Raw genomic sequence first — 13,002 nt, forward strand, 5'->3', positions numbered from 1 at the left:
TTAAAAATGAAAAAACAAATATTCTACATACTACTATTTACTGCTACTCTAAGTTTTGCACAAAAACCAATGGTAAAAGCAGAAATAGACACCACAAATATTCGAATTGGTGAACAGTTTCAATTAAAAATTTCTGTGGATGAAACAGCCAACGTAATCATTCCTAAAATAAGATTAAAGGGCTTAGAAGTAATAGATTCTACAAGGATTGATACGATTAAAAATAGTTTAATTAGAAGATATATTTTAACCGGTTTTGATAGTGGCGCATTTTACATTCCGCAACAACAAATATTTGTAAAAAATCAGGCTTTTTTAACAGATTCTCTTTTAGTAAATGTAGCTACCGTTGCTATCGATACAACGAAGGTGAAGAAATTTCCGATAAAATCAATCAAAAAAGAACCTTTTACTTTCGATGATTTTAAAATATACATTTATATCGCTTTAGCAATTTTAGCCATTATTGGTTTTTGGATTTATTGGTTTGTTATCAGAAAAAGAAAAGAAGAAGAGGAAGCACCAACCTACAGAACTTTACCTCCTTATGAGGAAGCAATTTTAAGGTTGACTGAATTAGATGATAAATTATTGTGGCAAAACAATAAAGTAAAAGAATATTATTCTGAATTAACAGAAATTGTTCGTGGTTATATAGAACGTGAATTAAAAGTACCTGCATTAGAAAACACAACAGATGAAGTTTTAGAAATGATAAAAGATTTCAAAAAAACAGATACTATAGAAACTTCAAAAGAAACCATCGATAAATTAAAAGATTTATTGCGTGAAGCAGATTTGGTAAAGTTTGCAAAATCAAAACCATTGGCGTTAGAAATTGAAGACGATAGAAAAGATGCAGAATTTATTATAGGCAATTTAAAGCCTAAACCAATAATAGAAAAAGAAGATGAACTGGAGTAATTTCGAATTTTATAACCCTGAGTTTCTCTGGTTGCTACTATTAATACCATTATTAGCAATCTGGCATTTTTTTATGCGAAAGAAAGATACAGCTGTTTTAACCATGCCAAGTATAAAAGGTTTTAAAGTAGAAGCTTCTATTTTATCTAAATTAAAACCAATATTATATCTATTAAGATTGTTGGCTTTGGCAGCAATTATAGTTGCTTTAGCAAGACCAAGAAATGTCTCTGTAAGTAAAAAGACAAAAACAAATAAAGGAATTGATATTGTTATGGCAATTGATGTTTCTGCAAGTATGTTGGCTAGAGATCTAAAACCAAATAGACTAGAAGCGCTTAAAAAAGTGGCTGTAAATTTTGTTGATAGAAGACCAAATGACAGAATTGGTATTGTAGTTTATGCAGGTGAGAGTTTTACACAAACGCCTATTACAAGTGATAAAAGCATTATAAAAAGAACAATTTCTGAATTGAAATGGGGACAATTAGAAGGCGGAACTGCGATAGGAATGGGTTTAGGTTCTGGTGTAAATCGACTAAAAGATAGCAAAGCAAAAAGTAAAGTTATTATTTTATTGACGGATGGTGTAAATAATTCTGGAAATATCGACCCAAAAACTGCTACAGACTTGGCAAAAGAATTAAATATTAAAGTGTATACTATAGGAATTGGAACCAACGGAATGGCAGATTTTCCTTGGAGTAGAGACCCTAGAACAGGTAAATTAAACTTTAGGAAGCAACAAGTAGAAATAGACGAAAAACTATTGCAAGAAATTGCATTTGAAACAGAAGGAAAATATTTTAGAGCAACCGATAATGAGTCTTTAAAAGAGATTTATGATGAAATTGACAAACTAGAAAAAACAAAAATAGAAGAGTTTAAATATTATAATTATCAAGAAAAATTTAGAGTTTTTGTCTTTTTAGGACTAGGATTCTTGTTGTTAGAATTTATCTTGAGAAATACTTTATTCAAATCATTTATTTAAATAAAGTGTAAATATTGAGAAGTTTAAAAACATCTCGATACAATTAAATAATTACACGATTACACACGAATAGAAAATGTATAAAATAGAAGAACCAATTTATTTTTCCTTGCTAATAATCATTCCAATAATGATTGTTATTTTCTTGTTGGTTTTATGGTGGAAAAAAAGAACGCAACGTAAATTTTCTGATGTCTCTTTATTAAAGAAATTAGCACCAAATTCTTCTACTTTTAAAGGAAGTTTAAAGCTAATATTTTTACTTTTAGGGGTTGCCTTTTTAATAATTTCTTTGACGAATCCTAAAATGGGAACCAAATTAAAAACAGTAAAAAGAGAAGGTGTAGATATCGTTTTTGCTTTAGATATTTCTAAAAGTATGTTGGCAGAAGATATTGCGCCTAATCGATTAGAAAAAGCAAAACAAATTATATCTAAAATTATAGACAAACTAGGTTCCGACAGAGTTGGTATTATTGTTTATGCAGGTAACTCGTATCCATTACTACCAATAACAACAGATCATGGAGCTGCTAATATGTTCTTACAAAATGCAAATCCAGATATGGTTTCTAGCCAAGGAACAGATATTAATGGAGCCTTGGAATTGGCAAAAACATATTATAATAATGATGAACAAACAAATCGTTTTTTAATTATTATTTCTGATGGTGAAGATCATCAAGAAGACACAAAACAAGTTGCACAGAATCTTGCAAACGAAGGTGTAAAAATTTACACGGTTGGTGTTGGTACAGAAAAAGGTGGCCCAATTCCTATGCGTTTAAACGGTTCTATGATTGGTTACAAAAAAGATAGAAAAGGAGAAACTGTCATCACAAAATTAAAACCAGATATTTTGCAAGGAATTGCAGATGCTGCCGACGGAAAGTATATTAATGGAAACGTAACTGACACTCCTGTAAACGAAATAGCAGAAATTATTGCAAATGCAGAAAAAAGCGAATTTGAAACGAAACAATTTTCAGATTATAAAGATCAGTTTCAGTGGTTTTTGGCACTAGGTTTGCTATTCTTAGTAATAGATATTTTCTTGTTTGATAAGAAAACAAGATGGTTAAGAAAAGTTGATTTATTTAACGAAGAGAAAACAAAAAAATAAAATGAAAAAATTGAAGTATATACTTGTCATTTTCTTACTGCTGTTTTCCTCAAAAGAAATAACAGCACAGAAAGACACCATAGCACAGCAAAGAACTGCTAGAAAGATGCTACGTCAAGGAAATGAGTTATATCAAAAAAAGCAATTTACAGATGCTTCTGTTTCCTATCAAAAAGCATTAGGAAGCAATTCTAATTATGACAAAGCAACTTATAACTTAGGAAATGCTTTCTATCAAAATAAAAACTTTAAAGAGGCAATTCCACAATATGAATTAACAGCAAAAACAGCAACAAACAAGTTAACAAAGGCAGAAGCATATCATAACATAGGAAACGCAATGATGGAGTCTAAGAACTATCAAGGTGCTGTAGATGGGTATAAAAATGCGTTAAGAAACAATCCTACTGACGATGAAACTCGCTATAATTTAGCCGTAGCTCAAAAATTATTGGACAAAGAAAAACAAGATAAAAAAGACAACAAAGACAACAAAGACAAGGATAAAGATAAAGATAAGGACAAAAAAGATAAAGATAAGAAAGACAAAGACGACAAGAATAAAAATAAGGACGAAGACAATAAAGACCAAAAGGACAAGGACAAAAAAGACGAAGACAAAGACGGTAAAGGCGACAAGGATAAAGACAAGAAGCAAGATCCTAAAAAAGATGACAAGAAGGAGCAAGAAAAGCCTAAACCACAACAGGGAAAAATGACACCTCAGCAAGTAAAGCAACTATTAGAAAGCTTGAATAATGAGGAGAAAAAGACCCAAAAGAAAATGAATGCTAAAAAAGCAAAGGGTAAAAAAGTAAAACAAGAAAAAGATTGGTAGATTTACCATTTTAGAAAAAGTTGATGAAGTTGAAATTTTACATATCTCTATTTATTTGTTTGCTAAGTGTTTCTTTAGTTGCACAAGAAGCAACTCTAAAAACAAAAGTTAGTAAAAACAAATTGGGTGTAAACCAGCGTTTACGAGTAGAGTTTTCTATCGATAAACAAGGAGGAGATAACTTTTCGCCTCCAAATTTTAATAACTTTAAAGTTGTTGGCGGGCCAAGTCAGTCGGTTAGCCAATCTTGGGTTAACGGGAAAGTAAGTTTTTCACAATCTTATACCTACATTATTCAACCAAAAAGAAAAGGAGAACTTTCTATTGGAAGAGCCTCCATAAAAATTGGAGGAAGACTCATACAATCTGAACCTGTAAAGATCATCGTTTTAGATGCCGTAGATATTCCTAAAAACCCAAATGACCCTAATTATATTGCACAACAAAATATCCATTTAGTTGCAGAAATTTCTAAATCTAGACCTTATGTTGGCGAAGGAATTTATGTAGAATACAGATTGTATGTAAGCGAGAATGTAAGTGTTTATGATACAAGTGTTACAGAGCCTCCGAAATATAACGGTTTTTGGAATCAAGCTATTAAAATAAATGGGTTCCCTGTTAAAATGGGGAAATATAATGGTGAAAATTACAGGTATATCGTACTTCAGAAAGCTCTTTTAATTCCTACAAAAACAGGAAAACTTTCTATAGATCCAATGAAAATGGATATTGTAATTGGCGTTCCTTCTGGAAGATCAGATTTTTTCGGAAATGCAATCACAAGAAATGTTAGAAGAGAATTTGCATCCGCTAAAAAAATAATTAGTCCTTTAAGCCTTCCTTTAGCAGGAAAACCAGCAAACTTTACGGGTGCTGTAGGTGATTTTAATTTTGATGTTTCGCTAAGCAAAGATATTTTAAAAGCAAATGAAACAAGCCAAGTAAAAGTTGCGGTTTCTGGAAACGGAAATTTAAAACTTTTTGAATTGCCAACTGTAGAAACACCTGCAGAATTAGAAATGTATCAACCAGAAAGAAAAGAAAACGTTCGTATAAGCGCAAGTGGTGTTACTGGCACTGTAACAGATACATATACTGTTGTGCCACAATATAAGGGGAAGTATAAAATACCAAGTGTCTCATTTTCTTACTTTAACCCGAATGAAAAAAAATACAAAACAATTGCTACAGAAGATTTCTTTGTAGATGTGCAAGAAGGTAAAGAATTGGTAACTGTAGATACAACTTCCGTTAGAAAAAAAGAAGTCGTTTCAACTGGCAAAAACTTTAGATATATTGCTACAAAAACAAATTTTGTAACCACAAAAAAATCAAACTTCTTTAAATCTAATCTGTTTTATATTTTACTTTTATTGCCATTAGTTGCAATTCCTATCGGAATATTTGTCGCAAAAAGAAATGAAGAAAGAAGCAATGATGTTCTTGGTAATAAAACTAGAAAAGCAGAAAGATTAGCAAAGAAATATCTTTCTAAAGCTCAAAGACAATTGGGTAAAAAAGAAGCTTTTTATGAAGCTTTAGAGCGCGCTTTACATAATTATTTAAAAGCGAAATTAGGAATAGAGACGGCGGACATCAGTAAAGAAAGAATTACTGAGATACTAGAAGATAAAAAAATTAAAACAACAACAATTAATCAATTTATTGAAGTTTTAAAAAGTTCTGATTTCGCACGTTACACACCTTATACAGCCACTCAAATGAAAGAAGAATTTGAGAGAGCTAAAGAAGTTATTGTTCAATTAGACAAACAATTATAAGATGATGAAAAAGATTTTATTTTTATTATTGATGATTGCCTACTCGGTAACGGCTCAGAATGCAGATAGTTTATTTACCTCTGCAAACGAATTGTACAAAAATGGTGCGTTTGAAAAAGCGATTGAAAAATATAAAGAAATTGAAGCTCAAGATGCCGTTTCAGCTGAATTGTATTTAAATTTAGGGAACTCTTATTACAAGCTAAACAAAGTTGGACCAACAATATTCTATTACGAAAAAGCTTTAAAACTAAACCCTTTAAATACCGATGTTAAAAACAACTTGATATTTGCAAAACGTTTGGCTCTAGATAATATAGAGGAAGTACCAAAAACTATTTTTCAAAGGTTTAATAAAAACTATATTCAAAAATTTTCTTATAACACATGGGCAATAATAGCTGTAATGTTTTCATTTATAGCATCAATTTTATTTTTACTTTTTCACTTTTCACATACATCTATTAAAAAAAGAATCTATTTTACAACAAGTAGTATCTGTTTTATTCTTTTATTTTTCACCCTTTTTATTACTTATAATCAGTATAATCAATCAAAAAAGAACAAAGAAGCTATCGTTTTTGCTACAAAAACAGAGGTTAGAAATGCACCAACTTTAAATGCTGAAGAAGTTTTCACATTACATGAAGGTGCAAAAGTTATAGTTTTAGATGTTGTAGATAATTGGAAAAAGATTAAATTAGCGGATGGAAAATTAGGTTGGATAATCGCCGAAGAAATTAAAGAATTATAATTAATAATGCATAGAATAGCTATTATCTTAACTTTTATTTTTACACTTTTTATTGTGACTCCCACAATACTTTCTGTTGTACAAGAAAGTTTCGATATTTCTATTCTTCTTAAGGTAAGTGAAGAAGAAAATAATCAAAAAGAAGTTTCTAAAAGTTTTGATGTAAAGTTTTCTGAAACTAAAACATGCTTATCCCTTTTTAACTCTCTAGATAAAAAGGACTTACTCGACTACTATTTAAAACATTACACAGACATTTCTCAGGAAAATACTTCTCCTCCACCAGAATTAGTGTAAAATATTTTTAGAAATATCAAATTTTAACTTTAACTTTAAACCTATCGTTTACAGAGCGATAGGTTAAATTATTTATTTATGAAAAAATTATTTTCAAACATAAAAGGTGACGCTTTTGGTGGTATTACTGCAGGTATTGTTGCACTACCCCTAGCTTTAGCCTTTGGTGTTTCTTCTGGCTTAGGGCCGAGTGCTGGTTTATATGGTGCAATTTTTATTAGTTTCTTTGCCGCTCTTTTTGGCGGAACAAATACACAAATTTCAGGGCCAACTGCTCCAATGACTGCTGTAAGTATGGTAGTTATAGCTGGTATTGTTGCTGCAAATGATGGCGATATTACGAAAGCTTTGCCTGCTATTTTAACTGTTTTTCTTTTAGCAGGATTGTTTCAAATTATACTAGGTGTTATTGGTCTAGGAAAGTACATTCGGTACATCCCCTACCCTGTTGTTTCTGGTTTTATGACTGCAATCGGTCTAATAATTTTACTTACTCAAGTATTACCTTCAGTTGGCTATTATCCAAAAGAAGATGTACAATTTGTAAACACATTTAAAACACAAGCTCAAGAAGTAATTTTAGAAAACATTTTAAAAGAAGAGGCTGGTGAAGGTATTTTAGTTTTAGAGGATTTTGAAGAAACAAATAGAAGAGGCCAGTTAATTACAGCTGAAGATATTTTAAAAGAATCACAAACACTAGCTGCAAAAGAGACTTCTGGTGCTTTAGGTGCTATAAAAGCTTTTCCTAAAGCAATACAAAACATTAACTGGTTAGAGTTCTTACTAGCACTAGGTACAATAATTATAATCTATGGGTTTAAACGGATTACCACCAAAGTACCAAGTACGCTTGTAGCATTAATTGTAATGTCTGGAGTTGCTGTTGGCTTTGGTTTAGACTATAGAACTATACAAGAGATACCAAGTGGAATTCCGATTCCGAAATGGGAAATATTTACAGGTTTTAGTCTCTCTAGCATTACACCATATATTTTTACTGCTTTAACATTAGCACTGTTAGGTGCAATAGATTCGCTACTAACAAGTGTTGTAGCAGATAATATGACCAAAACAAAACACAAGCCAAACAAAGAATTAGTTGGTCAAGGAATAGGAAACAGTATCGCAGCATTATTCGGTGGTCTTCCTGGAGCAGGTGCAACTATTAGAACTGTAGTAAATATTAATGCTGGTGGAAAAACAAAACTTTCTGGAATGATTGCAGGAATTATGTTACTGGTAATAATGTTAGGTTTAGGACCGATTGCTTCAAAAATTCCAGCCGGAGTTTTAGCAGGTATTTTAATTACAGTTGGTATTGGTGTAATGGATTATAAAGGATTGAAAGCAATACCTTATTTGCCAAAAGACATTAAGATAGGACCGATTAAATTAAGTTCTGAGGTTTTAATTATGATTATTGTTTTATTACTATCAACCTTTTGGAACTTAGTGTACGCAGTAGGTATTGGATTGGTAATTGCTTCTTTAATGTTTATGAAAAAAATTGGCGATTTAACTGCAGAAAGGTCTGATGTAAAATCATTAAAAGAAGAAGCATGGGAAGATGAAATAAATTTTCCAACAAACTTAAAAGAAGAAGTATTTATTAAACACGTTAAAGGTCCTTTATTTTTTGGTTCTACAAGTGAGTTTCAAGCGCTTTCGCAACAAATTCCAGAATCTGCAAAAACCGTAATTATGCGTTTAGGTAGAATGCAATATATGGATCAGTCTGGTTTATATGCCATGGAAGACATGCTTTTAGATTTAAAGAAAAAAAATATTGAAGTGCTTTTTGTAAACTTATTGCAACAACCAAGGTATATGATGGAAAGAATTGATATCATTCCAGATTTTATACCTAAAGAACACATTTTTAAAAGTTTTAAAACTTGTGTACAATGGATAAAACAAAATGTAAAAGACGAATTTAAAAACTAAAAAATATGCCACATAGAAATAAAGCAATAACAAAAGATGTTCAAGATAAGCTAACACCATTAATAGTGTTACAAGATTTTATTGAAGGAAATTCTCGTTTTATTAGAGACGAAGTTCATACTATAGACCATAAAGCATTAATTACACAAACTACAGATGCTCAACACCCAAAAGCTATTGTACTTTCATGCATCGATTCTAGAGTTCCTGTAGAATTAATTTTTGATCAAACTATTGGTGATATTTTTGTTGCTAGAGTTGCTGGAAATTTCGAAAACACAGATATCTTAGGAAGCATGGAGTATTCTTGTAAGGTTGCAGGAAGTAAGTTGGTTTTTGTTTTAGGTCATGAAAGCTGTGGCGCTATTAAAGCTGCTTGCGATCATGTAGAATTAGGAAATATTACATCGATGTTAGGTAATATTCAGCCAGCAGTTAAAAAATCTGAAGAGGAGGTTAAAGGAAAACATAATTCTTCTAATACAGATTTTGTAAATAAAACCATTGAAAACAACGTAAAATTAACCATTCAAAGAATTAGAGAGAAAAGTCCTATTTTAAATGAAATGGAAAAAAGCGGAGAAATTAAAATTGTTGGTGGTGTTTATCATATTAGTAGCGGAAAAGTAATGATGCTCTAATTTATTATAAAACTAAAAAAACCGAGATGAGAATCTCGGTTTTTTTTTATCATTTACTTACTTTTGTCATTTTCCATTCCCAAGATCTTCCTCCTAGAGTTGCTGTATAATACACTTTTTTGCCTTTTATCCTATCTACCTTAATATTCATTGTAGTACCAGATTTAAAGGGGAAGCTAGGTAAAGTAGATTCTTGTATAATTAAATTGTACTCACAATCTGTAAGCCATTCAATATCAGATTTTATGTAATATCTTTTATTTTCATGGTATTCGATATATTCTTCATCACCAAAAATAATCAATACATCTTTACTTCCAACTTTATATTTAAATGAATTATTTTTTAAATATGAACAATCTTTTACTGTAAAAGAACATAATATTCCCAGGCCTACGAGTGCTATTAAAAGATATAATTTTTTCACAATTCAGTTTTACAATAATTTACAATAAAAAATTTGTTCTTCATACATTTAAAATAGGGGGTTTTCCTCTTCTTCACTTTTAATGATCGAAGGAAAAATTGTAGGAGCAATTTTCTTTACATGCTCATACAATAAAGATTTATCTAACGTTTCCTTTTTTATAAACGGAATTGTATCATTCATTCTTCCGAAGAAAATAAAAACAACACTTAAAATTAGCCCAATTTTTAAAGCACCAAAAACACCACCTAGTATTTTATTTATGATACCTAGAGAGGCAAAATCTGCTAATCTGGTAAGCATCTTTCCTAGCAATGCTATAATAATAACAATTACAATAAAAGTTACTGCAAATGCTGCTAAAGAAATGTATTCTTTACTCCAAGAGACCTGTTTTATTAAAAAATCTCCAATAAAATAAGAGAAATGTATCGCTCCATATACGCCTCCTATTAACGCAATTAATGAGGCTACTTCAACAAAAAGCCCTTTCATTATTCCTCTAACAAAGCCAAATAATAATAGTGCTACAATAATTACATCAAAAATATTCATTAAAATAATTTTTTCAAACGTACATCTTTTTTTTAATATTTAAAAATGTGCATTGTATCTTTGTAAACTTAAAATCGAATGCAATGCAGAAAGTGATTAACTTAAAAGAGAAGTGGGATTTATTAGTTACAAAACTAGCAGATCAATTTGCGGATGGAGATGAGTTAAATATGGATGGAATTATCTATTTAATCGGTGTTCAAGAATTAGGAAAAGGAAATACTCCTTTTAAGAAAGATGAAAAAGTAAATTTAATGCATATAGCTATTTGCAAATTGTTAGAGCCATATGGTTATTATGAATTTGATTATTATGATGATGATAGCTGGCCGCATTATAAAATAATTACTGAATTACCTAACTTAAAACCAGGAGAACAAACCGTTTTAATGAAGGAAGCAATTATTAATTATTTTGATGTTTTAAAATATTTTGAAGATTAAGTAACACTCATTTTTCTAATTAATATTGAAAAAAAATTCGGAAAAAATCGCTTTACATAGACGCCCAGTTTTTCTTTTGTGCCGGCAATATAAACTTCTTCTTTTCTCTTTTCAATAGCTTTTAACATTTGTTTTGCACAACTTTCTGGCAACATTCCGTTATTCGTTGCTTTGTCCATTTTTCCTTGCGGACTGCCATTACCTGTTAAAGCATTTTTTGAAACATTAGTATTTATAAAACCCGGACAAATTAAAGTCACTGCAATGTTATTTTTATAATTTTCTGCACGTAAACTATCGAAAAAACCATGCAAAGCGTGTTTACTTGCAGCATAACTAGAACGTAAAGGAGTGCCTATTTTACCAACAATACTTGTGGTTACAGCAAACTGACCTGCTTTATTTTGAATAAAATGTGGTAAAATAGTTTTCGTTAACGCAACAGTTCCTAGATAATTAATATCCATAATTCGTTTATCTACTTCTATCTGAGTGTTTTCAACTAAAGAGCGCTGACTAATACCACCATTATTTATTAAAATATCAATTCTACCAAAAGTCTTAATTGCTGCTGCTGTTTTTTCTTTAAAATTCGAATAATTTTCTAGATCTAACGGAATAATTTTAATGTCCTTCGAATTTTCACATTCCATTTTAACCAGCTCTAAAGATGCTGTATTCCTAGAAGATAAAATAATTTTGGCATTTTGCTTAGAAAGCTCAATAGCCAAAGCTTTTCCAATTCCAGAAGAAGCACCAGTTACCCAAATTACTTTATTAGAAAAATACATATTACATTTTTTTTGTGAGTTACAATATACCTATTTTGATGAAGAAATAGTATTTTTGGTACACTTCTTGAAAATAGTTTTTCTAGAATTAAAATCAACATAAAAAATGAAAAAGATAGTCGCTCTTTTATTATTAATAACATCATTTGCGCAAGCACAATTTTCTGTAAACGGAACATTAACCAATAATTTAGAAACAGATTGGGTTATTTTATATCGAATTGAAGGTTCTAGACAGAAATTTGTTCAAAATACAACCATTAAAAAAGACACTGTTTCAATTGATGACGAAAAACAAGTAATTGGTACCTTTCAGTTTCAATTACCTATAGACACAAAAGTGGGTTCTTACAGAATTAGTTACAGAACAAGCGGCGCAAGTTTTGTAGATTTTATATTTAATAAAGAAAATGTGAGTTTTGCATTTCACCCAGATTACCCTGAGCAAACTACGTTGTTTTCTGAATCTGAAGAAAATATAGTTTATAAAGAATACTTGAATGAAATTTTTAAGCAACAACAAAAATTAGATTCGTTACAAATTACTGCTATTAGAAACCCCGAAGTAGATTTAAACACGAACTATAAAAATACGTTAACAAAAATAAATACCATTCATCAGAAATATATAGCAAGTACAAATAAAATGTATGTGCAACCTTTTATTGAAGCTAGTTTAAGAGCAAATCCACCTGAAATAAAAACCACCGCAAAAGAATACATGTCTAATATGACTGGTTCCTTTTTTAATAATATGGATTTTTCTGATGAAACCCTTATAAATTCAGCTTTTTTAGTAGATAGAATTACAGATTTTGTATTTTATATTAACTATTCAGATAATATAGAGACCCAACAAAAACTTTATAAAAGTTCTATTGAAACCTCAGTTTCAAAAATTGAAAATCTGGTTTTTAAGAAAAATGTAATTGAGTTTTTAATTGGACAATTCGAAGAAACCAAAAACTTAGGAATGATAGATTTTCTATTTGAAAACTATTACGATAAACTACCAAAATCTTTACAAAGTGATACTTTTAAAAGTGAAAAACTAACTTTATTAGCTACAGAGATTGGAAGAATTGCACCCGATTTTTCTTGGAAAGAAAATGGAAAAAACCTGCAACTATCTACGTTAAGAGATGCTAAAAATTATGTGTTGGTTTTCTGGAGTACCAGTTGTTCTCATTGTTTGCAAGAAATACCTCAATTACATACATTTCTAAAAAATAAAAAGGATGTTAAGGTAGTTGCATTTTCTTTAGAAAGAAGTGATTTTGATTGGAACAATCTGAAAGTTACACTACCAAACTGGCATCATGTTTTAGGTTTGAAAAAATGGGAGAATAAAACAGCAAGAACATATAACATAAATGCTACACCAACTTATTTTGTTTTAGATGCTAACAAGAAAATTATTGCAAAACCACAAACTTTAGAAGATTTAAAAACGTTTGTAGAAGAACTGTAAGCTAAATATTCAT

The 13,002-nt window shown here is 30.2% G+C and carries 14 protein-coding genes; 11 read left to right on the forward strand and 3 right to left on the reverse strand.

All coding sequences use genetic code 11. The features are described 5' to 3' along the window. Positions 1–6 precede the first annotated feature (6 nt). The 9 genes from CW731_RS10155 to CW731_RS10195 all read left to right on the forward strand — a co-directional run bounded on the left by CW731_RS10155 (position 7) and on the right by CW731_RS10195 (position 9,302). Positions 7–924 (forward strand): BatD family protein, encoded by a 918-nt coding sequence (locus CW731_RS10155; RefSeq protein ID WP_100946619.1) that lies wholly within the window; start codon positions 7–9, stop codon positions 922–924. Further along, positions 911–1,918, forward strand: coding sequence for a VWA domain-containing protein (locus CW731_RS10160; protein WP_100946620.1), 1,008 nt, complete (start codon positions 911–913; stop codon positions 1,916–1,918). The genes CW731_RS10155 and CW731_RS10160 overlap by 14 nt, the downstream gene beginning before the upstream one ends. Positions 1,919–1,994: 76 nt before the next feature. Continuing rightward, a complete protein-coding gene (locus tag CW731_RS10165; protein ID WP_100946621.1) occupies positions 1,995–3,041 on the forward strand; it encodes a VWA domain-containing protein in 1,047 nt (348 codons plus the stop codon). Position 3,042: 1 nt separating this feature from the next. Then, positions 3,043–3,879, forward strand: a complete 837-nt coding sequence (locus CW731_RS10170; protein WP_100947680.1) for a tetratricopeptide repeat protein — start codon at positions 3,043–3,045, stop codon at positions 3,877–3,879. Between the two features lie 23 nt (positions 3,880–3,902). Further along, on the forward strand, positions 3,903–5,663 hold the full coding sequence (locus CW731_RS10175; RefSeq protein WP_100946622.1) for a BatD family protein: 1,761 nt from the start codon (positions 3,903–3,905) through the stop codon (positions 5,661–5,663). 1 nt (position 5,664) lies between these two features. Further along, positions 5,665–6,417 carry an SH3 domain-containing protein gene (locus CW731_RS10180; protein ID WP_232734658.1) on the forward strand — a complete coding sequence of 251 codons (753 nt, stop codon included), beginning with the start codon at positions 5,665–5,667 and terminating at the stop codon, positions 6,415–6,417. A 6-nt stretch (positions 6,418–6,423) separates the two neighbouring features. Next, the gene (locus tag CW731_RS10185; protein WP_100946623.1) at positions 6,424–6,714 is read left to right on the forward strand and encodes a hypothetical protein; all 291 of its coding nucleotides are present in this window, start codon (positions 6,424–6,426) and stop codon (positions 6,712–6,714) included. A gap of 78 nt (positions 6,715–6,792) precedes the next feature. Further along, positions 6,793–8,661, forward strand: coding sequence for a SulP family inorganic anion transporter (locus CW731_RS10190; protein WP_100946624.1), 1,869 nt, complete (start codon positions 6,793–6,795; stop codon positions 8,659–8,661). A gap of 5 nt (positions 8,662–8,666) precedes the next feature. Further along, positions 8,667–9,302, forward strand: a complete 636-nt coding sequence (locus CW731_RS10195) for a carbonic anhydrase family protein (protein ID WP_100946625.1) — start codon at positions 8,667–8,669, stop codon at positions 9,300–9,302. Between the two features lie 49 nt (positions 9,303–9,351). Here CW731_RS10195 and CW731_RS10200 read toward each other — a convergent pair whose 3' ends face one another. Both CW731_RS10200 and CW731_RS10205 read right to left on the reverse strand, forming a co-directional pair. After that, positions 9,352–9,729, reverse strand: a complete 378-nt coding sequence (locus CW731_RS10200; protein ID WP_100946626.1) for a hypothetical protein — start codon at positions 9,727–9,729, stop codon at positions 9,352–9,354. Between the two features lie 48 nt (positions 9,730–9,777). Further along, complete coding sequence (locus CW731_RS10205) at positions 9,778–10,284, reverse strand: CvpA family protein (RefSeq protein WP_100946627.1); 507 nt, start codon at positions 10,282–10,284, stop codon at positions 9,778–9,780. An 83-nt stretch (positions 10,285–10,367) separates the two neighbouring features. Here CW731_RS10205 and CW731_RS10210 point away from each other — a divergent pair, with 83 nt between their 5' ends. After that, positions 10,368–10,727, forward strand: coding sequence for a hypothetical protein (locus CW731_RS10210; protein WP_100946628.1), 360 nt, complete (start codon positions 10,368–10,370; stop codon positions 10,725–10,727). Here the strand turns inward: CW731_RS10210 and CW731_RS10215 are convergent. After that, positions 10,724–11,518: an SDR family oxidoreductase gene (locus CW731_RS10215; RefSeq protein WP_100946629.1), complete on the reverse strand. Its 795-nt coding sequence runs from the start codon at positions 11,516–11,518 to the stop codon at positions 10,724–10,726. The two genes, CW731_RS10210 and CW731_RS10215, sit on opposite strands and share 4 nt — an antisense overlap. 106 nt (positions 11,519–11,624) lie before the next feature. Here CW731_RS10215 and CW731_RS10220 point away from each other — a divergent pair, with 106 nt between their 5' ends. Continuing rightward, positions 11,625–12,989 (forward strand): TlpA disulfide reductase family protein, encoded by a 1,365-nt coding sequence (locus CW731_RS10220; protein WP_100946630.1) that lies wholly within the window; start codon positions 11,625–11,627, stop codon positions 12,987–12,989. Positions 12,990–13,002: the final 13 nt, after the last annotated feature.

Origin of the sequence: Polaribacter sp. ALD11, from assembly GCF_002831685.1 — a bacterium.
Lineage (GTDB): Bacteria > Bacteroidota > Bacteroidia > Flavobacteriales > Flavobacteriaceae > Polaribacter.

Excerpts from the sequence above, each read along its gene's own strand:
- CW731_RS10155 (WP_100946619.1), top strand. The coding sequence starts at position 7 with ATGAAAAAACAAATATTCTACATACTACTATTTACTGCTACTCTAAGT.
- CW731_RS10160 (WP_100946620.1), top strand. The coding sequence starts at position 911 with ATGAACTGGAGTAATTTCGAATTTTATAACCCTGAGTTTCTCTGGTTG.
- CW731_RS10165 (WP_100946621.1), top strand. The coding sequence starts at position 1,995 with ATGTATAAAATAGAAGAACCAATTTATTTTTCCTTGCTAATAATCATT.
- CW731_RS10170 (WP_100947680.1), top strand. The coding sequence starts at position 3,043 with ATGAAAAAATTGAAGTATATACTTGTCATTTTCTTACTGCTGTTTTCC.
- CW731_RS10175 (WP_100946622.1), top strand. The coding sequence starts at position 3,903 with ATGAAGTTGAAATTTTACATATCTCTATTTATTTGTTTGCTAAGTGTT.
- CW731_RS10180 (WP_232734658.1), top strand. The coding sequence starts at position 5,665 with ATGATGAAAAAGATTTTATTTTTATTATTGATGATTGCCTACTCGGTA.
- CW731_RS10185 (WP_100946623.1), top strand. The coding sequence starts at position 6,424 with ATGCATAGAATAGCTATTATCTTAACTTTTATTTTTACACTTTTTATT.
- CW731_RS10190 (WP_100946624.1), top strand. The coding sequence starts at position 6,793 with ATGAAAAAATTATTTTCAAACATAAAAGGTGACGCTTTTGGTGGTATT.
- CW731_RS10195 (WP_100946625.1), top strand. The coding sequence starts at position 8,667 with ATGCCACATAGAAATAAAGCAATAACAAAAGATGTTCAAGATAAGCTA.
- CW731_RS10205 (WP_100946627.1), bottom strand. The coding sequence starts at position 10,284 with ATGAATATTTTTGATGTAATTATTGTAGCACTATTATTATTTGGCTTT.
- CW731_RS10210 (WP_100946628.1), top strand. The coding sequence starts at position 10,368 with ATGCAGAAAGTGATTAACTTAAAAGAGAAGTGGGATTTATTAGTTACA.
- CW731_RS10215 (WP_100946629.1), bottom strand. The coding sequence starts at position 11,518 with ATGTATTTTTCTAATAAAGTAATTTGGGTAACTGGTGCTTCTTCTGGA.
- CW731_RS10220 (WP_100946630.1), top strand. The coding sequence starts at position 11,625 with ATGAAAAAGATAGTCGCTCTTTTATTATTAATAACATCATTTGCGCAA.